Origin of the sequence: Primorskyibacter flagellatus (genome assembly GCF_900176485.1) — a bacterium.
GTDB classification, from domain to species: Bacteria; Pseudomonadota; Alphaproteobacteria; order Rhodobacterales; family Rhodobacteraceae; genus Primorskyibacter; species Primorskyibacter flagellatus.
Genome location: NZ_FWYD01000001.1, coordinates 189,233 through 214,444, shown reverse-complemented (window position 1 = coordinate 214,444; position 25,212 = coordinate 189,233). Strand labels below are relative to the sequence as shown.

Below are 25,212 nucleotides of genomic sequence, written 5' to 3'. Positions count from 1 at the left end.
CAAACTATCAGTGCCGCGGCAACGTCGGCCTCGTCATCGGTGCCAATCCGGGCCATTTCGTAAAACGCCAGCCGAATCGCGGATGCGCGTGATGATGACCGACGCCACTGGGCAGCTCGATTCGTGCCCCGCGTTTTTGCGACAGAATCACGCCGCCAGCGCTGCACGTTCCCGCATCTGTGCCGTCGGGTCGCAATATAAGCCATCCATCGCGAATGCCCTCGCCGGCAACCTATCCCGCTTTGCCCGTCAGGCCCGCGTCATGCTGTTATATAGGGCTGCAACACCGTATTCTTGTCCATTATCTGCCGTCGCACGGTTTAAGTGTGGGGCCAAAACTCTGCCAAAAAAAACGCCCGCACGAAGCGGGCGTTAAGTTATTGAGGCAGGTTTCATACAGGCAAGAAACCTATCGAGCAGTGGCCCCTTTATAAGCAATCCTGCGCCGCCATCCAAGCTAAAAGTTTGAAAAGGCGTGAATCCATCGTTACGGTCCGGTTCCATAAAACAAGAGCAGTCGAGGAATGTTGCCAGTATGGGACCAGATTTTTTCCAATCTCTGCGACGTCAGGGGCTGGCAATTGCCCTTTGCTTCGCCGCGACATCAACCGTGGCAGAGCCGCAACATGGCATAGCTATGTATGGCGACCCCGCGCTTCCACCTGATTTTGTGTCCCTGCCCTACGCAAACCCGAACGCGCCCAAGGGCGGGCGCATCGTCACCGGCGAAACCGGCGGTTTCGACAGCCTCAATCCCCACATCCTGAAGGGCACGACGCCGTGGCAATTGCGCTACCTTTCTTATGAAAGCCTGATGGGCCGAAGCTGGGACGAACCCTTCACGCTTTACGGGCTTTTGGCCGAATCGATAGAGGTCGGGCCGAATCGCGAATGGGCGGAATTCACCCTGCGCCCCGAGGCCGCATTTTCCGATGGCGCGCCCGTCACGGTCGAGGATGTCATGTGGTCCTACGAAACTTTGGGCACCGAAGGTCATCCACGCTATCACGGAACCTGGAACCAGGTGGCCCGCATGGAACAGACCGGCCCCCGCAGCGTGCGCTTTACCTTTTCTGAGCCGAACCGCGAGCTGGCTTTGCTGATCGGCATGCGGCCGATCCTGAAAAAGGCCCAATGGGACGGCAAGGTGTTCGGTGAATCCGGGCTGGATACGATTCCGATCGCCACGGCGCCTTATGTGATCGACGATTTCGAGGCAGGCCGTTTCGTGTCTCTGCGCCGCAACCCGGACTATTGGGGCCGCGACCTGCCCTTCATGGCAGGACAGGCCAATGTGGATGAAATCCGCATGGAGTTCTACGGCGACGGCTCTGTGATGTTCGAGGCGTTCAAGGCGGGCCAGTTGACGGCGATGCGCGAATTCAATGTCGAAAAGTGGGACACCCAATACGATTTCCCCGCCGTCACCCAGGGCGATGTGGTCAAATCCGTCATCCCCCATCAGCGCCCCTCGGGCATCACCGGGTTTGTGATGAACACCCGCAGCAAGATTTTCGCGGATTGGCGCGTCCGCGATGCCATGCTGCATGCGTTCAACTTTGAATATGTCAACGAGACGATGACCGGCTCGCAGCAGCCGCGCATCTCCTCCTATTTTTCCAACTCGGTTCTGGCGATGGATCACGGCCCCGCCACAGGCCGCGTAAAGGAGTTTCTGCAACCTTTTGCGGACGAATTGCTGCCCGGCGCGATCGAAGGCTACACTCTGCCCGAAGGTGACGGATCAGAGCGGAACCGCCGCAATATCGCCCGCGCCATGGATCTTCTGGCAAAGGCCGGCTGGACCGTGCAGGACGGGACGATGAAGAATGCCGATGGCGCGCCCTTCACCTTCGACATCCTGCTGCAACAGGCGGGTGGCGAGGAACAGGCCATCATCGACATTTTTGCCCGCTCTCTGAAGCGTCTTGGGATCACGCCCCGGATCACGGTTGTTGACAGCGCCCAGTATAACGAGCGCACCAACAGCTATGATTTCGACATGACCTATATGCGCCGTGGCCTGTCGCTCAGCCCCGGCAACGAACAGCGTCTTTACTGGGGGTCCGAAGAGGCGGACGCACCGGGCGGGCGCAACCTGATGGGGATGAAATCAGCCGCAGCCGACGCGATGATCGACCGGCTGCTGACCTCGGAAAGCCGCGAGGATTTTCTGGCCGCAGCCAAGGCGCTGGACCGCGTGTTGACCACGGGGCGCTATGTGATCCCGATCTATCAATGGAACATCAGCCGCATCGCCCATGTGAAAGAGTTGAAATTCCCCGAAAACATCCCGATGTATGGCGACTGGATCGGCTGGAATCCGGATGTCTGGTGGTATGAAGAGAATTGATATGACACGAACGAAAATAACTGCTGCCTTGGCGCTTCTGTCCCTCGCAGCCCTGACGGCTTGCGCGACGGTCGATGGCGTCGGTCAGGACATCTCTACCGGTGCGCGCAATGTGCAAAGCTGGTTCTAAGCCTGTCGCGACATGCCGCGCGGGAACCGCAAAGCGCCGCTGCGCGCAAAGCGTCGGCTAACCCGTGAGTGATCCGGCACCGCAGTTCCACGGTCGCCGCCCCACGCCAGCGATTTCAACGATAGATCAACGCGACAGGTCAGCGCCTGTCGCGTTGTTACGTTTGACGGGTCTCAGGCTGGCGCAGCGTCAGTCCTAACCGCGATGCTTCAAAACGTAGTCCACCAATGCGCGGGTAGAGCCGTCTTTGCCCTCGGCGCTGGCCTCACCGGCCACGACCGGACCCAGCGAAGTGGCCAGTTCCTTGCCCAGCTCGACACCCCATTGGTCGAAGGAGTTGATGCCGAGGATCACACCTTCGACAAACACCCGGTGTTCATAAAGCGCCACGATCTGACCCAGCACTTCCGGGGTCAGTTGCGGATAGACCAGAGTCGTTGACGGACGGTTGCCGGGGAAGACCCGGTGGCGGGCCTGACGTTCCAGCTCGTCCCCGGTGAAGCCCTTGTCGGCCATCATCTTGCGCGCCTCATCCAGTGAACGGCCGCGCAGAAGCGCCTCTGACTGCGCCAGGCAATTGGCGATCAGCAGCGTGTGGTGATGCGCCAGATCCGGCTCGTGCCCTTCGGCAGCGACCATGAATTCGCATGGAATCACCCGCGTGCCCTGATGGATCAGCTGATAGAACGCGTGCTGGCCGTTGGTGCCCGGTTCGCCCCAGACAACGGGGCCGGAATCGACATCCAGCGTAGAGCCGTCCATCGCGACACGCTTGCCGTTGCTCTCCATTTCCAGCTGTTGCAGATAGGCGGGCAGACGCGACAGCCGCTGGTCATAGGGCAGCACCGCGCGGGTGGCATAGCCGCAGCCCTGATTGTGCCAGATCCCCACCAGCGCCAGCAGCACCGGCATGTTCTCTTCGAGACTGGCGGATCTGAAATGCAGATCCATCGACTGCGCGCCGCGCAGGAAGGCGCGGAAAGCCTCACCGCCGACCGCAATCATCAGCGACAGACCAATCGGTCCCCACATCGAATAGCGACCGCCGACCCAATCCTCGAACCCGAAGACCCGGTTCGACGCAATGCCGAAATCGCCGGTCTTTTCAAGCGAGGTGGACACGGCGGCAAACTGCGCGGCCGGGTCGCTGACGGTCTCGGACATCCACGCCTTGGCGGTGCGGGCATTGGTCATCGTCTCGATGGTGGTAAAGGTCTTGGAGGCGACGATCACCAGCGTCGTTGCCGGGTCCAGACCGCGCAGCGTATCGGCGATATGCGCGCCGTCCACGTTCGACACGAAATGGCAGCGCGGCCCGTCATGGTAGGGTGCCAGCGCCAATGTGCCCATTGCGGGGCCAAGATCCGATCCGCCGATACCGATATTGACCACATCGGTGATCTTGCCGCCCTGCCCGGGAAATGCGCCACTGCGCACTGCCTCGGCAAAACTCTGCATCCGGTCCAGCCCGTCCAGCACGCCGGGCATCACATCGACACCGTCCACCATGACCGGACCGCCATCCAGATTGCGCAGCGCGGTGTGCAGCACGGCGCGGTCCTCGGTATTGTTGATCGCGGCCCCGCTGAACATCTCCTCGCGCTTGGCCTCGACACGCGCCTCGCGGGCGATCTCGATCAGCATCGCGCGGGCCGCGACATCAATGTTGGTTTTCGAATAGTCGAACCGCATCCCCAAAGCGTCCAGACTGAAGGCGTCGGCGCGGGTCTCGTCCTCGAACAATGCCAGCATATGTCGGCCTTCAACGGCATCGGCCGCGGCTTTCAGATCATCCCAAATCATTGCAGCTTACTCCGCCCAGTGGACTGTCATGCCGTCGAGCACAGCCGCGACCGGCGCCTCTTCCGGCGAAAGGGTGCGGGCCTTTTCCAGCGCGTCGCGCTTCTCAGACCCGAAAATCAGCAGGTGTTTGGCCAGCGCCCCGTTCAACACATGCGCCGTGATGGTAATCCGCGGTTCCGGCGCGCCGGGTGCGCGCATCGGCAACAAGACGGGCGCATCGGATGCCAGCGCCTCTGCCAGCAAATCCGCGCCGGGAAAGATCGACGCGGTATGCATATCCGCGCCCATGCCCAGCAACACGACATTCAGCGGCAGGCGCGGTTTGATCTCCAGTTCGATCTCGGCCAGTACATCCTCGGGCTGGCGCGCATCCGCATAAAGCGGCACCAGACGCGCATCGGACGCGCGGTCGGTCAACAAGCGCTGCCGTAAAAGCCGCGTGTTGGATCGTTCGTGATCTGTCGGCACCCAGCGTTCATCGGTCAGCATCACATCGACGCGACCCCAATCCAGCCGCACACCACAAAGCGCATCAAAGACCGGCCCCGGCGAGGTGCCACCCGGCACCGCAAGCGTCACACGGTCATGGCTGTCAAGCGACGCGCGCAGTTCCGATGCCAGCTTGTCTGCCAGGTCAATCGCCAGCATTTCACGGTCTGCATATTCAATCAGGTTCACGTCTTCAACTCCCTCCAGCGGCGTCCGTCACGATGCATCAGCATCATCGAATCGTCGGGGCCGGCCGTGCCGGGATCATAGGGTTTCGGCACATCGCCGCGCTGCTTCCAGCCCTCGATCAGCGGATCGGTCCAAGCCCATGCGGCCTCTACCTCATCCCCGCGCATGAACAGCGTCTGGTTGCCCCGGATCACGTCCATGATCAACCGCTCATAGGCGTCCGTCACCTCTTCGGCCTCGTCGCCAAGCGCATCGGCAAAGGTCATGTCCAACGGCACGTCAATCAGACGCATGCCGCCCGGTCCCGGTTCCTTGATGGTGACGTCCAGCGTCATACCCTCGTTCGGCTGCAACCGGATCGCCAGCACATTGCGGTGCCGTCCGGCATCGACGCCGAAGATCGAATGCGGCGCATCCTTGAACACCACGGCAATCTCGGATGTACGCGCCTTGAGCCGTTTGCCGGTGCGCAGGTAAAACGGCGTCCCCGCCCACCGCCAGTTCGAGATATGCGCCCTGAGCGCGATGAAACTTTCGGTATTGGAACGTGGATTTTCGGCATGGTCGCGATAGCTGGGCTGATCGCCTCCGGCGCTGTATTGCCCGCGCACGATATGGTGCGGCTCGATCGGCTCCAGCGCGCGGATCACCTTCAGCTTTTCGTCGCGCACCTCGTCGGGCTCGAATTTCGAGGGCGGCTCCATCGCGATCAGGCACAAAAGCTGCATCAGGTGATTCTGCACCATGTCCCGCATCGCGCCGGATTTGTCGTAATACCCGCCGCGCCCGCCGACACCGACGGTTTCGGCCACCGTGATCTGGATATGATCGACATATTGCGCGTTCCACAGCGGTTCGAACAACACGTTGCCAAAACGCACCGCCATCAGGTTCTGGACGGTTTCCTTGCCCAGATAGTGGTCGATCCGGTAGATCTGATCCTCGCGGAAATGCTCGGCCAGCGTGGCGTTCAGCGCACGCGCGCTTTGCAGATCACGGCCAAACGGTTTTTCGACGACGATGCGCGATTGATCGGTCGCCAGACCATGCGTGTGCAGCCGTTCCGCCAGATCGCCGAACAGCGATGGACCGACCGAAAAATAGAACGCCCGAACTGTCCCGTCCCGCATCCGGCCAGCCAGCTCCGCCCAGCCATCCGTTCCTGTCGCATCAACGGCGACATAGCCGATCCGTTCAAGAAACGCGTTAAGTGTGGCGGCTTCGAATGTGAATCCGTTGCCGAACTCCTTGATCGCGTCGGCAATCAATTTGCGATAAGCCGCATCATCCATATCGGACCGTGCAGCGCCGATGATGCGGGCCTCTTCGGGCATCTGCCCGGCACAAAAGCGCCGAAACAGACCGGGAAGAATCTTGCGGCGGGCAAGGTCGCCCGTGCCGCCGAAAATAACAAGATCGAACGGGTCGACAGGAATGACGCGGGATACCATCTGGTCTCGGACTCCGATTTTCTGGACGCAATACGCTTTTGCGCATCACTGCGTTAGCGCTAACGAGGATTAGCTATCGCATCTTTCTTCAAGAGTCTAACACGGGTTTGATCCGTCTCAACAGTTTACCAGCATAATGAGGAAACTGGCCGTGCAGACGAATGAATTCGTGGATTTTTCTCGCTGGTCGCGATCCGTCTCGTGCTGAATTTTACGGTAATCGCTTCTTTGTGCCGATTCTACGATTGTAGCAGGTTCAGTCATTGTCGAAGCGCCGCCCCGGCTATCCGGCAAACTCGCGGCCACCGAAAGCCGGATCTAAGGAACCGCTTCGGGAAACGGTCAGGGCGTGCTGATCACTCCGCCGCTTACCGGCACGCGCACGCCCGTTGTGGACGGCGCAGAGGTGGGCAAGCCGCGCGCCACCCGCACCGCGAGGTGGGCAAAGGCCTGTGCCTCCAGCATATCGCCGTCAAGCCCGACGCTTTCGACAGCGATTACCGGGCATGACAGCGCATCCTGAAGCATCCGCATCATCACGGGATTGCGCCGCCCACCGCCCGTCACCAACACGCGGTCCGGCGGAATTGGACATTGCGCCATTCCGCGCTTCACCGACGCGGCCGTCATCGCGGTCAATGTCGCGGCCGCATCGGCGTCAGACAGCCCTCGCACAAGGTCCAGCGCTGTCGCAAAGTCATCCCGGTCCAGTGATTTAGGTGGGCTGCGGCGGAAAAAAGGATGGTCCAGAAACTTCGTCACCGCACTGTCCAGAACCGTTCCGCACGCGGCCAGCGCGCCGTCGCGGTCACACTCCAGCCCGCGGCGCTGCATCATCAAGTCGTTGATCGGCGCATTGGCGGGCCCCGTATCGAAAGCCAGCAACGCGCCATCGACCTCCGGCGCAGGTTTGTTGGGGTCTATCCATGTCAGGTTGCCGACCCCCCCAAGGTTGAGAAAACACAAGGGAACTGTGGTCCCGATCCACGCCGCGCAAGCGAAATGAAAGAACGGTGCCAGCGGCGCGCCTTCGCCGCCTTTCGCCACGTCGTCGCTGCGAAAATCCCAGACCACCGGGACGCCCAAGGCCTGCGCCAATGCCGCGCCGTCCCCCATCTGATGGGTGCCCCGCCCCTGCGGATCATGCGCCAGCGTCTGACCGTGAAATCCCACAAGTTCGGCCCCCTGAAACGTTAACAACAATTCAACATGCGCCGACAGGGAAACATCCGGAGCCTGCCCAAGGTCCTCGTCGGGCCAGCGCCCCAGCGCCGCCCGAAGCGTGGCCTGTTCGCCGCCGGAATACCGCCGATATTTGGTGTCACCAAAGGCTTCGATCTTTACGCCATCAGTGCGCAGCATCGCAGCATCCACCCCGTCCAAAGAGGTGCCGGACATTGATCCCAGCGCCAGAACGCTGCCGTTCGTATCCATTGTCGCCATCCCAAACCGCCCCGTTTGAAACCCTTTTGGGGCGAAACACGCTGCTGTTCAATGCATGCACCGGAAATTCGCCAAAGGTACATGGCTGTGCGCATCTGAGTCGAGCAGCGCCTGATGTTTCGTCTTTTGTGCAGCCGGCATATGCCACCGGGATAAAGAGCACACCCGACGGATGCGATGGAACCACTGCGCATACGCAATGAAAACAAAATGTTTCGTAACATCATACCAAATGTTTCGATAAAATTCTGCTACGAAAAGCCGTTGTCTGACATTTCGGCACACGCTATAGCCTCGTCCTTCTCATTGGCAAAGAACGCGTGTCTGCTGAATGGCGTCGATAATTTTTCAAGTATTGGATATCACGTCCTGAAGACATTCCTCGCTGCGAAAGGCGAGGACTTTCTGGGCAAATCCCGACAAACGGCCATGAGCTTATAATTCTCGACACGCCGAACAAACGGTGGCTGGTTAGCCCATTAGAGCAGACTTTGAAGGCGTCTTGCCCTCGCGGTGCCTGCCGCTGCTGACTGCTCTGGGTGCATGGCTTATCTGCACCACAGGCGCAAAAAAGGACTGCCTGACCCGGCAGTACATTTTGAGAAACGCGCCATCAAAACCCGGGTTCGGTCCGGGTTGTTCTTTGCGCCTTGAAGCCCGGCCCGACGGTAGGCTAAACGAAGCCACCGTATACTCTGGCCAATGAATGGACAAACCATGACCTACCACCCCAAATCGGACTTCATGAATGTCATGATGAAGCGCGGCTTTCTGGCCGATTGCACCGATTATCAGGGGCTGGACGAGGCGCTGAATGCGGGCGTGGTGCCGACCTATATCGGCTATGACGCCACGGCGAAATCGCTGCATGTGGGTCATCTTCTCAACATCATGATGTTGCGCTGGCTGCAAAAGACCGGCCACAAGCCGATCACCCTGATGGGCGGCGGCACCACCAAGGTGGGCGATCCGTCTTTTCGCGCCGATGAACGTCCCCTGCTGACGCCTGCGCAGATCGACGACAATATCGCCGGGATGAAACAGGTGTTCGCCAAATACCTGACCTATGGCGAGGGTCCGACCGATGCCTTGATGCTCAACAATGCCGAATGGCTGGACGGGTTGAACTACCTCGATTTCCTGCGCGACATCGGGCGGCATTTCAGCGTCAACCGGATGCTGTCATTCGAATCCGTGAAATCGCGGCTGGACCGCGAGCAATCGCTGTCGTTCCTCGAATTCAACTACATGATCCTGCAAGCCTATGATTATCTTGAGCTGAACCGGCGCTACGGTTGCCTGTTGCAGATGGGCGGCAGCGATCAATGGGGCAATATCGTCAACGGCATCGACCTGACGCGCCGGGTGCTGGACCACGAGATCTACGGGCTGACCTCGCCTTTGCTGACCACCTCGGATGGCAAGAAGATGGGCAAGTCGGCGGGCGGCGCCATGTGGCTGAATGCCGATATGCTGGCACCTTATGAGTTCTGGCAATTCTGGCGCAACACCACCGATGCCGATGTGGGCCGGTTCCTCAAACTCTATACAGAAATGCCGCTGGACGAATGCGAACGGCTCGGTGCGCTGGCAGGGTCCGAAATAAACGAGGCCAAGATTGTGCTCGCCAATGCCGTCACGACGATGTGCCACGGAACCCAGGCCGCCGCTGCGGCAGCGGATACCGCGCGCGAAGTTTTTGAAAAGGGCGGCGTGGGCGATGATCTGCCAACGCTGGCGCTGTCGGCCGAGGAAATCGGAGAAGGTATTTCCATCGTGCAACTGATCGTCCGGGCGGGTCTTGCAAATTCCGGCAAAGAGGCCAAACGCCTGATCGCCGAGAACGGTGCTCGGATTGACGACGCTCCGCTATCTGATGCCGGTCTGATGCTGGATGCGGCCGCTCTGTCCTCTCCGGTGAAACTGTCGGCAGGCAAGAAACGGCACGCCTTGATCCGTATCGCGGATTGAGCGCGACAAGGCCTTGCCACTGCGCGCGGGTAAACGCGCGCAGTCCGCCATTGAATAGATCGCGATAATCTTCAGCACTACACCGTATACTCCACAATCGCGACGATCGCGGCAGGTAGCGACAGAACCAACGCGACAAGGAAAGCTGCGGCAAGCGTCGGCCTGGGGCGCGGGGCTTTGATGCCGCGAACGGTTTGAATCGTCATGGCGCGATTAACGCCGAATTAGGTTTCCAGCGTCTTAACTGGAGCCATGGAGACTGATTTTCCTGCCAGCCTGGCCCTGCCCTTGCAGCAATCCCTGCATTATGCCCGCGCGCTGGATCTACTTGGTCTGCGCGCCGAAAGTCTGGCAATCCGCAAAGACGGTGCGCCAATCGGGTGGTGCCTGACCCAAACCCGGCGGTTACCGCTGCTGGGCGACGTCCGCATGGTCACGCGCGGCCCTGTCTGGAAGAACGCCCATGCAGACGCTGCGCTCGACTGGTTGGTGCGGTGGCGGCGCGACAACCGTGCCGGGCCTTTGCTTTTGAATGCCGACGGAATGGCATTCGATGCGCTGCGGAACGATGGTTTCTGGCCGTTGATAACCGGGGCCACGGTTGCGATGCTTGCCTTGTCGACCCCCGACGAGATGCGCAGCCGTCTGACGCAAAAATGGCGCAACCGATTGGTACGCGCCGAGAACGGCCCGCTGAGCGTTCGCAGCCAGAATTTTGACGGCGACCCTGCGGATTGGCTTCTGGCGGCAGATAAGATGCAACAGCGCCGACGCGGCTATTCCGGCCTGCCGCCCGCCTTCACCACTGCCTTTGCCCGCTCCAATCCCCGCAGCGCCCGCGTGTTCACGGCCTGCCAGAAGAATGAACCTGTCGCGGCGGTTCTGATTCTGCGGCATGGACGCATGGCAACCTATCACATCGGGCACACGCTGCCCGAGGGACGAAAATGCAATGCCCACAATCTGCTGATGTGGCGGGCGATGACCTGGTTGGCAAAGAACGGCCACGATCTTCTGGACCTTGGGACAGTCAACACGCAGGATGCGCCGGGGATTGCGCGGTTCAAGTTGGGGACAGGTGCCAACGCCAAGCATCTGGGCGGCACATGGCTCCACCTGCCGGGGCTTGCGCCGTTTGCGCGTCGCCTGCCAGCACGGATGGCCGCGTGATGCTGATGCTGGAATACGCGCCCCTGGGTGCGACGATTTCATCAGCGCGATGCCGGGCGCAACAGCAGGGAGTCATCATTCGGCCAGACCTGCCATGCAGGAGCCCGTATCGGATAGGTGTCAGAAGCTTGCTGACCGATATGCCGGAACCCTGAACGCCCCTGTTTCCAACGTTACGCACAGCAAAAAGCCGCGCCCGGTTCACCCCGGCGCGGCCTTTCATCCACATTTGCGTCAGGCATGCGCCGAACGTGTCACCGCGACACAGTGACCTTTGCCATACGGTCAGGCTCTCCGATCACGGCACCGTTCGGACCCTCACCGCGCTTGATCGCATCAACCACATCCATGCCATCGGTGACTTTGCCGACAACCGTGTACTGGCCGTTCAGAAAATCGCCCGGCGCGAACATGATGAAGAATTGCGAATTCGCACTGTTAGGCGATTGCGACCGCGCCATGCCGACAACGCCGCGTTCGAACGGACGGTCAGAAAATTCGGCGGGCAGATCCGGCAGGTCAGACCCGCCGCGCCCCGCCATTCCCATATCGCCACCAAGCTTGCCAAATTCCACGTCGCCGGTCTGCGCCATGAAACCGTCGATCACGCGGTGAAACACGATGCCGTCATAGGCACCCTGCTCTGCCAGCGTGGTAATGCGGTCGACATGTTTCGGCGCCACATCCTCGAACAGGTCGATGGTGATGGTGCCGCTGGTGCCGCCCGCAACCTCGATTGTCATTTCCGTGGCCACAGCTGGCGAGCCTGCCAGCATCAGCGCCAGTGCAAGCTTACGCATCTGCGGCCACCTTGACAGAGATCATCCGGTCCGGGTTTGCTGGCGGCTCACCCTTTGCAATATCATCAACATGCTCCATACCGCTGATCACACGGCCATAAACGGTGTATTGACCGTTCAGAAAGCTGTTATCCTTGAAGTTGATGAAGAATTGCGAATTGGCCGAGTTCGGGTTCTGGCTGCGCGCCGCGCCCAAAGTGCCCCGGTCATGCGGCAGCTTGGAGAATTCGGCAGGCAGGTCCGGCAGGTCCGAACCACCTGTGCCGGCACGGCCCGGATTGTAGTCTTTTTCCATGTTGGCATGCTCGACATCGCCGGTCTGCGCCATGAATCCGTCGATGACACGGTGGAAAGCAACGTTGTCATAGGCACCGGCGCGGGCCAGTTCCTTCATGCGCTCTGCATGTTTCGGGGCCACATCGGGCAACAGTTCGATTGTGACGGTGCCACCCTTCAATTCGATCAGGATGGTGTTTTCGGGGTCTTTGATCTCTGCCATTGTCCGGCTCCTTCGCTGCGTTTGGCGTGATACCTAAGCTTGCAATGGCCAATTGCCAAGCGTGCGCATTGACCTGGCTGTCCGGGTTGGTCAGAACAACCGCAACAAAAGGCAGAAAAGGAACGCCCCATGGCCTGGAAAACGCTCGATCAGATGGACATTAGCGGCAAACGTGTGCTGGTGCGTGTCGATATCAACGTACCGGTCGAGGATGGCCGCGTCACCGACGCCACCCGCATCCAGCGAATTGCCCCCACCGTGCGCGACATTCTGGATGCGGGTGGCAAACCGGTCTTGCTCGCACATTTCGGGCGGCCCAAAGGCAAGCGCGTGCCGGAGATGAGCCTGCAACCGCTGGTGCCCGCGTTGGAACAGGCGTTTGGCGCGGATGTGGTCTTTGTTGCCGATTGCGTGGGACCTGCGGCCGAGGCTTCGGTGACAGCGCTGCAACCCGGTCAGGTCCTACTGTGCGAAAACACGCGGTATCATCCGGGCGAAGAGAAAAACGACGCGGAACTGGCCGCCGACATGGCCCAACTGGGCGATATTTACTGTAACGATGCGTTTTCCGCCGCCCACCGTGCCCATGCCTCGACCGAAGGCTTGGCGCGGTTGCTGCCCTCATGTGCCGGTCGTCTGATGCAGGCGGAACTCAGTGCGCTGGAGGCCGCTTTGGGCGAACCGAAGCGCCCAGTGGTCGCGGTCGTTGGCGGGGCGAAAGTGTCAACAAAGCTCGACCTGCTGGGCAATCTGGTGGCACGCGTCGACTATCTGGTGATCGGCGGCGGCATGGCCAACACGTTCCTCGCCGCACAGGGCGTGGATGTGGGCAAGTCGCTGTGCGAACACGAAATGGCAGACACCGCGCTGGAAATTATTGGCAAGGCAAAGGCCGCGGGCTGCGAGATCATCCTGCCCTCGGATGTTGTTGTGGCGCGCGAGTTCAAGGCCGGTGCCGCGAATGAAACCGTGCCAGCCACCGATTGCCCCGCGGACGCGATGATCCTTGATGCCGGCCCCGACACGGTGTCGCGCATTGCCCAGGTTTTCGAAGGTGCAAAGACGCTGATCTGGAACGGCCCGCTTGGCGCGTTCGAGATCGAGCCATTCGATGCCGCCACCAACGCCGCCGCCGCCAAGGCCGCGCAGCTTAGCCGGGATGGCGCATTGATCTCTGTTGCGGGCGGCGGCGACACTGTGGCGGCGCTGAACAAGGCCGGCGCTGCGGATGACTTCACCTATATCTCCACCGCAGGCGGTGCTTTTCTGGAATGGATGGAAGGCAAGACATTGCCGGGCGTCGCGGCGCTTGGCTGACCGGCAGTGCGCAACCCTTTTGCGCATGGCGCAAAAGGTCGGGGCAGCCCGGCCTTTTCCCGTTTCAAGGGCACAAACCCGGCGTTGAACCGCCATGAGTTCACGCTGTTGGCGCAAACACTGTCACTGTTAGCGCCAACAGCGTTGCAAGCGATATGTCCTGCCCATATTCGGAACACATAAAGTCAACCGCTGCTGCGAAAGGGCGTTCAAGCCATGAAATCCACCCGTACCGTTCAAAAAATTCTGTCCAATTACGAAGGCGAAACGCCCGGCGTGAAGGCCAACCTGAACCGGATGCTGATGACAGGCAAACTGGGCGGCACTGGCAAGATGATCATCCTGCCCGTCGATCAGGGCTTCGAACACGGCCCCGCACGCAGCTTTGCCCCCAACGCCCCGGCCTACGACCCGCATTATCATTACAAGCTGGCGATCGAGGCCGGGATGAACGCCTATGCCGCGCCGCTGGGGATGCTCGAAGCGGGGGCCGACACATTTGCAGGCCAGATCCCGACGATCCTCAAGGTCAACAGCGCCAATTCCCTGATGCCGTCCGAGCAGCCCAAGACGCAAGCTATCACCGCAAGCGTCGATGACGCGCTGCGTATCGGCGCCGGCTGTATCGGCTTTACCATCTATCCCGGTTCCTCCGCTGGTCTTGGCATGTTCGAGGAAATCGCAGAGATGCGCCGCGAAGCCGCCGCCAAGGGCGTGGCCACCGTGATCTGGTCCTATCCGCGTGGTGAGATGCTGGACAAGGACGGCGAAACCGCCATCGACATCGCCGCCTATGCCGCCCAGATTGCGGCCCTGCTGGGCGCACATATCATCAAGATCAAGCTTTCAACCGATCACCTGTCCCTGCCCGAGGCCAAGAAAGTCTACGAATCCGAAGGCATCGACATCGCCAGCCAGGCCGCGCGCGTGCGCCACTGTGTCGATTCGGCCTTTGCGGGCCGCCGGATCATGGTGTTCTCGGGCGGGGCCAAGAAAGGGGCCGACAGTGTTTATGACGACGCGCGCGCCATCCGTGACGGCGGCGGCAACGGGTCGATCATCGGGCGCAACAGCTTCCAGCGTTCGCGTGAGGATGCCTTGGACATGCTTGGCAAACTGGTCGACATCTACAAAGGTCGCGACTGAACTTTTGGCCCTGCGCGCCATTTCGGACAAAACCGGTCTGCGCAGGGCCACCCCTGATTGTTGCTCAAGGATCACGGGGATTTTTTTTCGAAATTCTCCTTTTCCGGAATGATTCCCAGCGTGATTCGTCTGTGCCATAGTTTCCGAAAGCGCCCCAAGAGGCGCAGTGAGGCAGAACATGAGCATCCTTCGAAACCGGCCCGCCTTCGGCGTCGTAATATTTTTCGCCGTGGCCTTCAGTCTTGGCATCTACTTCACCTTTGCCGCAGTCCAAGGCGATTTCGGCCTGTTCAGACGCGCCGAGATCAGGATCGAGGCGCAACACCTCGCCGAGGAGTTGGCCCAGTTGGATGCCGAGGTGACGCGCATGCAAAACCTGTCGCGCCGCCTGTCCGACGACTATCTGGATCTGGATCTGCTCGACGAACAGGCCCGCGATGTGCTGGGCCTGATCCGCGCCGACGAGATCGTGGTCCGCTAACTCTCAGCCCGCCCAAAGCAGGCGTGTGATTCACGCTGTCACGCAGGTGTCTTTTGCGTCGGACCGGACTTGCCAGGCAAGCCTTCCCCTTCTACGCTGATCACAAGTTCAAGGCTAAACTATCCAGCCAATGGAGGGCCTCACAGATGGCAGCCCGGAAATCCGCGACCAAGCCCAACGTCTCTGCCGAAGAGTTGACGCGCTATTACCGCGACATGCTTTTGATCCGCCGATTCGAGGAAAAAGCCGGTCAGCTTTACGGAATGGGCCTGATCGGCGGCTTCTGTCACCTTTATATCGGCCAGGAAGCTGTTGTCGTCGGGCTGGAGGCCGCGGCAGAAGACGGCGACAAGCGCATCACCTCTTATCGCGACCACGGCCACATGCTGGCCTGCGGCATGGATCCCAATGGCGTCATGGCAGAACTGACCGGCCGCGAAGGAGGATACTCCAAGGGCAAGGGCGGCTCGATGCATATGTTCTCCAAAGAGAAACATTTCTACGGCGGTCACGGAATTGTCGGGGCGCAGGTACCGATCGGCGCAGGCCTCGCCTTTGCGGACAAGTACCGCGACAACGGCCGCGTAACCTTTACCTATTTCGGTGACGGTGCCGCCAATCAGGGGCAGGTCTACGAGACATTCAACATGGCGGCGCTTTGGAAGCTTCCGGTGGTTTTTGTCATTGAAAACAACCAATACGCCATGGGCACCGCGCAGCAACGCTCTACCTCCACGCCGGATCTTCACACACGAGGCGAAGCGTTCGGCATCCCCGGCGAGGTGGTGGACGGCATGGATGTTCTGGCCGTCAAGGCGGCTGGCGAAACCGCAGTCGGTCACTGTCGCGCGGGCAAGGGTCCCTATATTCTGGAAATCAAAACCTATCGCTACCGTGGCCATTCGATGTCCGACCCCGCCAAATATCGCACCCGCGAGGAGGTGCAGAAAATGCGCGAGGAACGCGACCCGATCGAACATGTCCGCATCATGCTGCTTGAAGGCAAACACGCCACCGAAGACGATCTCAAGGCGATCGACAAAGAGATCAAGGCGGTGGTCAATGCCAGCGCGGAATTCGCCAAGGATAGCCCCGAACCCGCGCTTGAAGAGCTTTGGACAGATATATACGCGGAGGCCGACTGATGCCACATTTCGAGATCCACGCCGAGGATCCTGCCCGCGCCCGCGCCTTCTATACCGGCCTTTTCGGCTGGGAATTCACCCCCATGCCGGGTGGCGAGGAGGTCGATTACCACCTGATAGACGGCAAGGATCTGGGTGACAGCCTGACCGGCGGCTTGATGAAGCGGATGGATGCCACACCGGCACCAAACGGCCCCATTCGCGGCTGCACCTTGACCTTCGAGGTGGCGGATGTCGATGAACGCTACGCCTGGGCGCTTGAACATGGCGGCGCCGAAGCGTTGCCCCCGACCGATTATCCCGGCGTCGGCCGCGCGGCCTATGTCGAGGATGGTCAAGGCAATGTCGTGGGATTTGTCACGCCCGCTGAAACGGAGAGTTAGGACATGGCCACAGAAATTCTGATGCCCGCTCTGTCGCCGACGATGGAAGAAGGCACGCTCGCCAAATGGCTGGTCAAGGAAGGCGATACCGTCTCTTCGGGCGACATCCTTGCCGAGATCGAAACCGACAAGGCCACGATGGAATTCGAGGCCGTGGATGAGGGCATTCTTGGGCGCATCCTGATCCCGGCCGGCACCGAGGGCGTCAAAGTAAATACCCCCATCGGATTACTTCTTGACGACGGCGAAGACGTCGCCTCTGCCACGGTTGAATCCGCGCAAAGCCAGCAACCGGCCCCTGCCGACAAAACGCTGACCTCCGAAAGCGCACCCGCGGCGGCGCGCACCCATCCGGAACCCGACCGCTCGCCCGACTGGCCCGAAGGCACGGAGACACACCAGCAGACCGTCCGCGAGGCGCTGCGGGATGCGATGGCCGAAGAGATGCGCCGCGATGGTGACGTGTTTTTGATGGGCGAAGAGGTGGCCGAGTATCAAGGCGCCTACAAGATCAGCCAGGGCTTGCTGGACGAATTCGGATCCAAACGGGTCATCGACACACCGATCACCGAACACGGATTTACCGGCATCGCCGTGGGGGCCGCCTTTGGTGGATTAAAGCCGATCGTCGAATACATGACGTTTAACTTCGCCATGCAAGCCATGGATCAGATTGTAAATTCTGCCGCCAAGACCCTATATATGTCCGGCGGTCAGATGGGTGCGCCGATGGTATTTCGCGGCCCCAACGGTGCCGCTGCACGCGTCGGGGCCCAGCACAGTCAGGATTTCGCCGCTTGGTTTTCGCATATTCCGGGCCTGAAGGTCGCGATGCCCTATTCCGCCTCGGACGCCAAAGGACTGCTGAAAACCGCCATCCGCGATCCGAACCCGGTGATCTTTCTGGAAAACGAAATCCTCTATGGGCGCAGCTTCGATGTGCCGAAACTCGACGATTTCACCGTGCCGTTCGGCAAGGCGCGGATCTGGCGGGAGGGCACGGATGTGACCATCGTCAGCTTCGGAATCGGGATGACCTACGCGCTGGAAGCCGCTGAAAAGCTTGCCGAAGACGGGGTCAGCGCCGAAGTCATCGACCTGCGCACCCTGCGCCCGTTGGACACGGCAACCGTCATTGCATCGGTACAGAAAACCAACCGCTGCGTCACGGTCGAGGAAGGCTTTCCCAAGGGCGCGATCGGCAACCACATCTCGGCCATCCTGATGCAAGAAGCGTTCGATTGGCTCGACGCGCCCGTAATCAACTGTACCGGCAAGGACGTGCCCATGCCCTATGCCGCCAACCTCGAAAAGCACGCGCTGGTCACCACCCAAGAGGTGATGGAAGCCGTGCGGAAAGTGACGTATCGGTGATGCCGCCAATGCCCTTCCCGGCCACTTCGATCGCGGTCAGACGATGACCCGCGTTGAAGTCCAGGGCCGTGACATCGCAAACGATGCCTACCGGATCGTGACGACGGTGGCGGGGACGCCAGTGCGCGCGCTGGTGCCCGAATGTCTGATGCAGGGCGTGCGCCCGGGCGACCGCGCTTCCCACCAGGAAGCCTATGAATGGATCGCCGCCCACAGACCCCAGCTGATACGCGCCGTCGCGGCCCTGACACGCGGCGAAACTCCAAAACGCCCACACGACATTCTGACACTAAGCGAAGACGCCCCTGCTTCTTCTTGGCAAAAATACTCCGGGGGTGTGGGGGCTGGTCCCCACGCGCCGACGCCCGCAGCCGACGCGCCGTCAAAGAGGACCTGACCGATGCCTTTAGAAATCCTGATGCCCGCCCTCAGCCCGACGATGGAAGAAGGCACGCTCGCGAAATGGCTCGTCAAGGAAGGCGACACCGTGTCGTCCGGCGACATCCTCGCAGAGATAGAAACCGACAAGGCAACGATGGAATTCGAGGCCGTCGATGAAGGCACGATCGGCCAGATCCTCATCTCGGAAGGCACTGTAGGCATCAAAGTGAACACCCCCATCGCGGTGCTGCTCGAAGAGGGCGAAAGCCAAAAGGACATCCCGGCCAAAACCGAACAACCGACCCCGCACAACACCAAGATAGACTCAAAACCCGCCCCGGCCTTCGAGCCGGGGCCCCGCGCGCCCGCCGCCTCGAAATCCGACACTGGCGACCGAATTTTCGCTTCGCCATTGGCACGCCGCATCGCGGCCCAGAAAGACCTGGATCTTGCGCAGATCAAAGGCTCTGGCCCACATGGGCGAATTGTCCGTGCCGATGTTGAAGGCGCGCGCCCCCAGGAACACGCGACGGCGTCGCAAGATCGTGCAGCGTCTCCCGCTCCCATCGCGCCTGCGTCTGACGATCAGATCGCAGCGATTTATGCAGATCGCCCCCATAAGGAAGTTCCGCTCGACGGGATGCGCAAGACAATTGCCGCGCGATTGACTGAAGCCAAACAGCAGATCCCGCATTTCTACCTGCGCCGCGATATTCAGCTGGATGCCTTGCTGAAGTTCCGCGCCGAGCTGAATGCGCAACTCCACACGCGCGGCACCAAACTCAGCGTCAATGACTTCATCATCAAGGCCTGTGCGCTGGCCCTGCAACAGGTGCCCGCTGCCAATGCGGTCTGGGCCGGGAACCGCATTCTGCAATTGACCCCCTCGGACGTGGCCGTCGCCGTGGCGATCGAGGGCGGTCTGTTCACACCCGTTCTCAAGGACGCCGAACAGAAAACCCTCACCACCCTGTCGGCCGAGATGAAAGATCTCGCCACCCGTGCGCGGGACCGCAAACTTGCCCCGCATGAATATCAAGGCGGCAGCTTTGCCATTTCCAACTTGGGGATGTTCGGCGTCGAGAATTTCGATGCCGTGATCAACCCGCCCCACGGCGCGATCCTTGCCGTTGGTGCGGGCATAAAGAAACCTGTCGTCGGGCCGGATGGCGATCTGACCACAGCCACGGTCATGTCCGTGACGCTCAGCGTCGATCACCGGGTCATCGACGGCGCGCTTGGCGCCGAATTGTTGGCAGAGATCAAGGATAATCTGGAAAACCCGATGGCCATGCTGGCCTGATCTTATCAGACCAGCATGCTGTCAACTTGCACAAACGCACAGCCCCGCACTTGATGGCGCGTGTCCGACCTGCATAGACCGCGATGACAGCGAGTCTCACGCCTTTCGGACAAGTGCTGTAAGTGTTCTCAGCCCGCAAAAAGCAGTCGACGCGTCATCGTATCCGCGTTCATTTCCGCCACAAATCCCGGCGTTACGCGCCCGAACGCAGGATCTGGTCCATCGTCATCGACGGCTGGTCGCATCCCGCCTCGCCCACAATCCGTGCAGGCACCCCGGCCACAGTTTTGCAGGCCGGAATCGCATCCAGAACGACAGACCCAGCCGCAATCCGCGAGCAATGACCGATATGAATATTGCCCAGCACCTTTGCCCCGGCACCAATCAGCACGCCATCGCCAATCTTCGGGTGCCGATCTTCCTCTTCCTTACCGGTTCCGCCCAAAGTCACCGAATGCAACATCGAGACATTGTCGCCCACCACCGCCGTCTCACCGATGACGATGGAATGCGCGTGGTCGATCATGATGCCGCGCCCGATCCGCGCCGCCGGATGGATGTCCACGCCAAAGGCTTCGGAACAGCGCATCTGGAAGAAGTAGGACAGGTCCCGCCGACCTACGCGCCAAAGCCAATTGGCAACGCGGTAGCTTTGCAGGGCTTGGAAGCCCTTGAAAAACAACAATGGTTGCAGGAAACGGTGGCATGCCGGGTCGCGATCATAGACCGCCACGATATCGGCCCGCGCCGCCGCTGCCAGTTCAGGATCTTCGGAATAGGCCTCATCGCAGATCTCACGCAGCATCTGCTCGGACATCTCGCCCGAGGCCAGCTTCAGGGACGTCCGATAGGCCAGTGCGGCCTCGATCGTGCCGTGATGCAGCACGCTCGAATGGATCAAGCCGCCCAAAAGCGGCTCTTGACCGATCGCAACGTGACCCTCTTCGATGATCTGGCTCCAGACCGGATCGAGTTCGGCGAGCTTCGCGCGGGTCGTTGGCATGACAATTCCTCCTTGGGCCGTACTTGGATACACCAAATAGGTGCCTGACGCCAATTGCAAACCTGTGATAGATGAGATCATGGGCCGAAATGACAAATTTCGTGAATTGCTCAAGGATCGGCTGGCCGCCTTGACCACAGACGACGCATTGGCTCAGGACGCTCAAGCTGTGGTAGAGTTGGACCAACAGGCCGTCGGTCGTCTCAGCCGCATGGATGCTTTGCAGATGCAGGCGATGGCCCGCGCCGGCCAAGTGCGTCGTGACGCCGAAGCCCAACGTTTGCGCCAGGCTTTGCTACGGTTGGACCAGGACGAATATGGCTGGTGCGACGACTGCGGCGAAAAAATTGCCGAAAAGCGGCTGGAGGTCGATCTAACCGCCACCCGCTGTATCGGATGTGCCTCCGGTTAGACGGTACATCCACCAGAAAATACCCTGCGCGTTTCGATCCCACCGCGCAGGGTCAACGTTCAGCCTGTAATCGTTACCTTCGCGAATGGTCCGGGCCCGAAACGTGCCGAAAGTTGTGCGACCTGCACCGTCACATCCGGGCCGTCCTGAGCCCGCGCTGCGGCGCTATAATGCCAAGCAGTTGTTTCCAGCGTATGTTCGCGAAGCACCGTTTCACCGTTCAGCACCCGCAACAGATAGGCTTCACGTTCTTCGCCGATCGGCACTTCCGGGGTTTCCCATATGTCGCCTTCGGTTCTGGTTCGCCGAATCCAACTGACATCCACCCCCCCGTCTGACGCCTCAAGCCGCAGATGTGCAGGGCGGTAGGGTCGCAGCCCGATGCCATCAAACGCATGCACCTCGTGGACATAGCTGGGATCGTCATAGCCGCGTTTCGCCGGTCCGATCCGGTAGTGCCGCGCCAGCCCGCGTGTCGCTGTCGCCAGCTCTATCTGCTGCGGTCTGCCATCCAGCATCACCACCCAGGACCCGGCGGGCCAGACAGCGGGCTGCGTCCCGTCAGTACCCGCCTGCCCGCGTAACCTGTGCGACAACAGCCAGGTGTCCTTGTCCACCAGTTCGGCATCGCGGAACTGGAACACCTCCCATCCGCCCGGTGTGCCATCCCCGATCGCGGCCATGTTCGCGCCGGACAGCAACGCGCCATCGCTGACGCTTTGCAAGGCACCGGAGGTCAGCTTGATCTGAAGGTCGCCGCCCCGGTCAATGCGGCCAGCGGGTGCTGCAAATAACGGTGTTTCTGTCAGGCCAACCTTGGACCGTGCCGCGATGATCTGGTTAAGCCCGTAATCCTCGTCACTGACAGCATCATAGACGGCAACCGTTCCGGGCCAGGGATCCGCCGCCAGCGCCAGATGCGGTGCATGGACGACCTCATCGCCGGTCAGCAGCGGCAGATCCAGAAACAACGGCAGTACCGGCACCGGCGCGGCAAAGGGGCGCAAGCTGACCTGATCATCAGGGAATTCGGACGGCAGGTAGACATCGGGATCAACCCGGACGGCCTCGATCAGTTGACCATTGCCATGTTCGATCCGGTCGACGCGGTACACCGCGCCATCCTCGTTCAGCGCCACCACATCGCCAGCGCCAAGATCCATCCGCGAAGGCGGCAAGGCAAAGCGCACCGCGTCCCGCGACAGCCGCGCCTCGGACAGCCAACGCTCGGCGGTCTGGCGACCCTCGGCACGGGTCATCGACAGGGCAAGCTCTGTTTCAGCCACTGAATGCGTGGTGTCGTCGGGCAATACGGTTTCTTCGGCCACGGTGTCATAATCGCCATCCGCCTGTAGAAAGCGCACCCGGACTCGTCCCGACATTTCTACATCTGCTGCGCGGGTCTGCTCTACCGTGCCCTCGAATTCCGCGTTTTCGGCAAGTGCTTCGCTATCCAGCGACAAAGGCTTGCTTTGCGCCCGCATCACAAAGCTCAGCAGGCCGTTCCGCTCTACCGCGTCAAACCCGTAGGCCAGCATCAACGGTTGCAACGCGCCGCGCGCCGCCGCGACATCCGGCACGACATAGCCACGCACGAACCCGTGCAGCCCGCTTACATCGTAGTCCCGCAACCCTGCCCGTTCGCAGATCTCGGCCACGACAGAGGCCAGGGTGCGCCCCGAGGATCGCCCGTTCAGCCAATGCCCGCGCAGGTAGTTGGCCCCATCCGACCACAAGGCCCGATTGGCAGGAAACCACGGATAGGGCCGCGCGTCCCAGGCCCAGACAAACGCCCGGTCCATGTCGATCATCGGACCGTCGTAAATCTCGGACACGGGGTTATGTGCCGGATCGCGCCAGTATGCCTGCATCGCGCGCAGATACTGGTGCTGGATCAGCTCGTCCCGCCGACCGTCCGAATAATGCGGCAATGCGGATTCCGAGCTTTTGGGATCCAGAAACTTGTTGGGCTGGTTGCTGCCCTTGTCGATGGCCGCGCAGCCATATTCGGTGAACCAGATCGGTTTCGACCCCGGCACCCAGGCCGTCGGCTGCGCCTGCCGTTCGCCCGCAATCCGTTCGTGATGCGGGTTCGACCACCAGTTCCGGATGTCCTTGTACCGCCAGACCCAGGGCTCGTCATGGGCCTCGTCGGTGATCGGTACACGGCGCTGCGCTGCGCGCGCCTCATCGGACGGGTAATACCAGTCGTAGCCTTCGCCGCCCTCGATATTCGATGCGAGATAATCCTGATTGTGGATCGACTCCCACGCTGCGTCGGCGTGATCATGCCCGTCGCGCCAGTCCGACAAAGGCATGTAATTGTCGATCCCGATGAAGTCGATATTGTCATCCGCCCAAAGCGGATCAAGATGAAAGCGCAGATCGCCCGTGCCGTCCTGCGGGTGATGACCGAAATACTCCGACCAGTCAGCCGCGTAGCCAATCTTGCAATCCGGCCCCAGAAGCGTGCGCACCTCTGCCGCCAGTGTCTGCAACTCCGCAACCGCCGGATAGCCGGAACTGCCACGGATCGTCGTCAGCCCCCGCATTTCCGAGCCGATGCAGAATGACGACACACCGCCCGCCGCCGCGCACAGCGCCGCATAATGCAGGATGAAGCGCCGAAATCCCCATTCAGCGGGACCGGAATAGCCGACCTTTCCATTCCCCACCGCGAAGTCGGCGGCACTGGCCGTCCCGAAAAACTGCGCGACCTGCGCATCGGCGGCGGCTGTTCCATCGGGCGATCCGTCCTGACCGGGGGCCGCCGACAGGGTGATCCGTCCGCGCCACGGCAACGGCGGCTGTCCTTCCGCACCCGTCCACGGATCCGGCACGGTGTTTCCAGCCTGCTGATCCATCAGGATAAACGGATAGAACATCACGTCCTGCCCGCGCTCGTTCATCTCGCGTATGGCCTGCACAACAGAAGTGTCACATGGGGTGCCACCATATACCGGTCGCCCCTCCACCTCCGGCACGATGCCCGCGGTCGCGCGCGTCTGTCCCGCAACCCTCCAGGGCATCGTACCGGCGTCAAACTCGTCCTGCTCCACGCGTGGGCGTAAGCTACAGGCCCCGCAGCGCAGATCGTTGCCAAACCAGCTGACGACCAGCGACACGGAGCGGGCGTTGGGGAGTTCCGCCTCCAGCATGTCCAGCGATTGCAGAAGGTCGGGCTGTTCAGCGGCAGTGTTGATATTGGCAATCGCGGCCTTGCCGCCGCCATATTTGAAATGCACAGGCACAGTGGCCAGCGCGTATTCGCCGGTTCCTGGCATCAGTGCGACGCCGCTGATCCCATGCGCCACGCTGGCGGGATCGTCCTTGTCCTGATCGGGGCGCGTGACCTCAAAGCTGAACTGCGGGATACGATTGCCGAACCGTTCCAATGCCAGATCCTCTAACACCACATAGGCGGTGCCACGATAGGCCGGCACACTGCCCGCCCCCTCGACTGCCGCAATTGCCGGGTCGGGCAACTGGTCGCGGCTGCCCGGATAGACGCGCATCGACACATCGCCCAGAGGCACTTCGGCACCATCGGCCCAGACCCGGTGCACTCCGGTGATTTCGCCTTCGCAAAGCGCCATCGCAATGCTGACGGAATAGCTGAACGACTTTGTCTTGGGCTGACGTGGCGCGCCCTTGCCGCCACCGCCGCCCCCACCGCTGGTGGTGACGTGCTCCTGAAATTCCGTCGCCCAGATCAGGTGCCCACCGATCCGCATACGCCCGTAGACCTGCGCAATCGGGGCACCTTCGCCGGCACCTGTCAGACGAAACCGGTCGATGCGGCCGGTTTCGACCGTCTCCGATCCCTGCCCCATCAGGCGTTGGTCGATGGCCCGACCCAGCGTCGCCCCGGCAAACCGGCCCACGGTCGTCATCGACAGGCCCAGCAGGCTCCCGCCGACAGAGCTTCCAAGCGCCGCACCCGCGGCCGACAGCAGAATCGTCGCCATG

22 protein-coding genes are annotated in these 25,212 nt (G+C 61.0%); 13 read left to right on the top strand and 9 right to left on the bottom strand.

The window, feature by feature from the left end:
• The first annotated feature begins 535 nt into the window (after positions 1 to 535).
• Both B8991_RS01005 and B8991_RS01000 read left to right on the top strand, forming a co-directional pair.
• Entirely contained in the window at positions 536 to 2,353 is a 1,818-nt protein-coding gene (locus B8991_RS01005; RefSeq protein ID WP_084349938.1) for an extracellular solute-binding protein, read from the top strand.
• Position 2,354: 1 nt separating this feature from the next.
• Positions 2,355 to 2,483 carry an entericidin EcnA/B family protein gene (locus B8991_RS01000; RefSeq protein WP_084349937.1) on the top strand — a complete coding sequence of 43 codons (129 nt, stop codon included), beginning with the start codon at positions 2,355 to 2,357 and terminating at the stop codon, positions 2,481 to 2,483.
• 195 nt (positions 2,484 to 2,678) lie between these two features.
• On the opposite strand, the gene pgi is transcribed toward B8991_RS01000, so the two are convergent.
• The 4 genes from pgi to B8991_RS00980 form a co-directional block, all read right to left on the bottom strand.
• Positions 2,679 to 4,286, bottom strand: a complete 1,608-nt coding sequence (gene pgi / locus B8991_RS00995; protein WP_084349936.1) for a glucose-6-phosphate isomerase — start codon at positions 4,284 to 4,286, stop codon at positions 2,679 to 2,681.
• Positions 4,287 to 4,292: 6 nt separating this feature from the next.
• Positions 4,293 to 4,964, bottom strand: a complete 672-nt coding sequence (pgl, locus tag B8991_RS00990) for a 6-phosphogluconolactonase (RefSeq protein WP_179141399.1) — start codon at positions 4,962 to 4,964, stop codon at positions 4,293 to 4,295.
• Positions 4,961 to 6,415: a glucose-6-phosphate dehydrogenase gene (zwf, locus tag B8991_RS00985; RefSeq protein WP_084349935.1), complete on the bottom strand. Its 1,455-nt coding sequence runs from the start codon at positions 6,413 to 6,415 to the stop codon at positions 4,961 to 4,963. The genes pgl and zwf overlap by 4 nt, the downstream gene beginning before the upstream one ends.
• 342 nt (positions 6,416 to 6,757) lie before the next feature.
• A complete protein-coding gene (locus B8991_RS00980) occupies positions 6,758 to 7,849 on the bottom strand; it encodes an anhydro-N-acetylmuramic acid kinase (RefSeq protein ID WP_084350292.1) in 1,092 nt (363 codons plus the stop codon).
• A gap of 726 nt (positions 7,850 to 8,575) precedes the next feature.
• On the opposite strand from B8991_RS00980, the gene tyrS reads away from it, so the two are divergent.
• On the top strand, positions 8,576 to 9,829 hold the full coding sequence (gene tyrS / locus B8991_RS00970; protein WP_084349933.1) for a tyrosine--tRNA ligase: 1,254 nt from the start codon (positions 8,576 to 8,578) through the stop codon (positions 9,827 to 9,829).
• Between the two features lie 77 nt (positions 9,830 to 9,906).
• Here the strand turns inward: tyrS and B8991_RS22120 are convergent, their stop codons facing one another.
• Complete coding sequence (locus B8991_RS22120; protein ID WP_268876723.1) at positions 9,907 to 10,035, bottom strand: hypothetical protein; 129 nt, start codon at positions 10,033 to 10,035, stop codon at positions 9,907 to 9,909.
• Positions 10,036 to 10,081: 46 nt separating this feature from the next.
• Between B8991_RS22120 and B8991_RS00965 the strand changes: the two genes are divergently transcribed.
• The gene (locus B8991_RS00965; RefSeq protein ID WP_084349932.1) at positions 10,082 to 10,999 is read left to right on the top strand and encodes a lipid II:glycine glycyltransferase FemX; all 918 of its coding nucleotides are present in this window, start codon (positions 10,082 to 10,084) and stop codon (positions 10,997 to 10,999) included.
• 254 nt (positions 11,000 to 11,253) lie between these two features.
• Here the strand turns inward: B8991_RS00965 and B8991_RS00960 are convergent, their stop codons facing one another.
• Both B8991_RS00960 and B8991_RS00955 read right to left on the bottom strand, forming a co-directional pair.
• Complete coding sequence (locus tag B8991_RS00960; RefSeq protein ID WP_084349931.1) at positions 11,254 to 11,799, bottom strand: peptidylprolyl isomerase; 546 nt, start codon at positions 11,797 to 11,799, stop codon at positions 11,254 to 11,256.
• On the bottom strand, positions 11,792 to 12,298 hold the full coding sequence (locus tag B8991_RS00955) for a peptidylprolyl isomerase (protein WP_084349930.1): 507 nt from the start codon (positions 12,296 to 12,298) through the stop codon (positions 11,792 to 11,794). The genes B8991_RS00960 and B8991_RS00955 overlap by 8 nt, the downstream gene beginning before the upstream one ends.
• Before the next feature lie 129 nt (positions 12,299 to 12,427).
• On the opposite strand from B8991_RS00955, the gene B8991_RS00950 reads away from it, so the two are divergent.
• From B8991_RS00950 to B8991_RS00915, 8 genes are all read left to right on the top strand, one after another.
• Entirely contained in the window at positions 12,428 to 13,615 is a 1,188-nt protein-coding gene (locus tag B8991_RS00950; RefSeq protein WP_084349929.1) for a phosphoglycerate kinase, read from the top strand.
• A gap of 216 nt (positions 13,616 to 13,831) precedes the next feature.
• Positions 13,832 to 14,761 (top strand): class I fructose-bisphosphate aldolase, encoded by a 930-nt coding sequence (locus B8991_RS00945; RefSeq protein ID WP_084349928.1) that lies wholly within the window; start codon positions 13,832 to 13,834, stop codon positions 14,759 to 14,761.
• Positions 14,762 to 14,939: 178 nt separating this feature from the next.
• A complete protein-coding gene (locus B8991_RS00940; protein WP_084349927.1) occupies positions 14,940 to 15,242 on the top strand; it encodes an FtsB family cell division protein in 303 nt (100 codons plus the stop codon).
• 146 nt (positions 15,243 to 15,388) lie between these two features.
• Positions 15,389 to 16,387: a pyruvate dehydrogenase (acetyl-transferring) E1 component subunit alpha gene (gene pdhA / locus B8991_RS00935; RefSeq protein ID WP_084349926.1), complete on the top strand. Its 999-nt coding sequence runs from the start codon at positions 15,389 to 15,391 to the stop codon at positions 16,385 to 16,387.
• On the top strand, positions 16,387 to 16,770 hold the full coding sequence (locus tag B8991_RS00930) for a VOC family protein (protein WP_084349925.1): 384 nt from the start codon (positions 16,387 to 16,389) through the stop codon (positions 16,768 to 16,770). Before pdhA ends, B8991_RS00930 begins: the two co-directional genes overlap by 1 nt.
• Before the next feature lie 3 nt (positions 16,771 to 16,773).
• Positions 16,774 to 18,144, top strand: a complete 1,371-nt coding sequence (locus B8991_RS00925) for a pyruvate dehydrogenase complex E1 component subunit beta (protein WP_084349924.1) — start codon at positions 16,774 to 16,776, stop codon at positions 18,142 to 18,144.
• Between the two features lie 43 nt (positions 18,145 to 18,187).
• Positions 18,188 to 18,541: a hypothetical protein gene (locus B8991_RS00920; protein WP_179141398.1), complete on the top strand. Its 354-nt coding sequence runs from the start codon at positions 18,188 to 18,190 to the stop codon at positions 18,539 to 18,541.
• A gap of 3 nt (positions 18,542 to 18,544) precedes the next feature.
• Positions 18,545 to 19,828, top strand: a complete 1,284-nt coding sequence (locus B8991_RS00915; RefSeq protein WP_084349923.1) for a pyruvate dehydrogenase complex dihydrolipoamide acetyltransferase — start codon at positions 18,545 to 18,547, stop codon at positions 19,826 to 19,828.
• 193 nt (positions 19,829 to 20,021) lie between these two features.
• Here B8991_RS00915 and cysE read toward each other — a convergent pair whose 3' ends face one another.
• Entirely contained in the window at positions 20,022 to 20,831 is an 810-nt protein-coding gene (gene cysE, locus B8991_RS00910; RefSeq protein WP_084349922.1) for a serine O-acetyltransferase, read from the bottom strand.
• A gap of 79 nt (positions 20,832 to 20,910) precedes the next feature.
• On the opposite strand from cysE, the gene B8991_RS00905 reads away from it, so the two are divergent.
• Positions 20,911 to 21,243 carry a TraR/DksA family transcriptional regulator gene (locus B8991_RS00905; RefSeq protein WP_084349921.1) on the top strand — a complete coding sequence of 111 codons (333 nt, stop codon included), beginning with the start codon at positions 20,911 to 20,913 and terminating at the stop codon, positions 21,241 to 21,243.
• Positions 21,244 to 21,302: 59 nt separating this feature from the next.
• Here the strand turns inward: B8991_RS00905 and B8991_RS00900 are convergent, their stop codons facing one another.
• A complete protein-coding gene (locus B8991_RS00900) occupies positions 21,303 to 25,211 on the bottom strand; it encodes a baseplate multidomain protein megatron (RefSeq protein WP_084349920.1) in 3,909 nt (1,302 codons plus the stop codon).
• Between the last annotated feature and the right edge of the window lies 1 nt (position 25,212).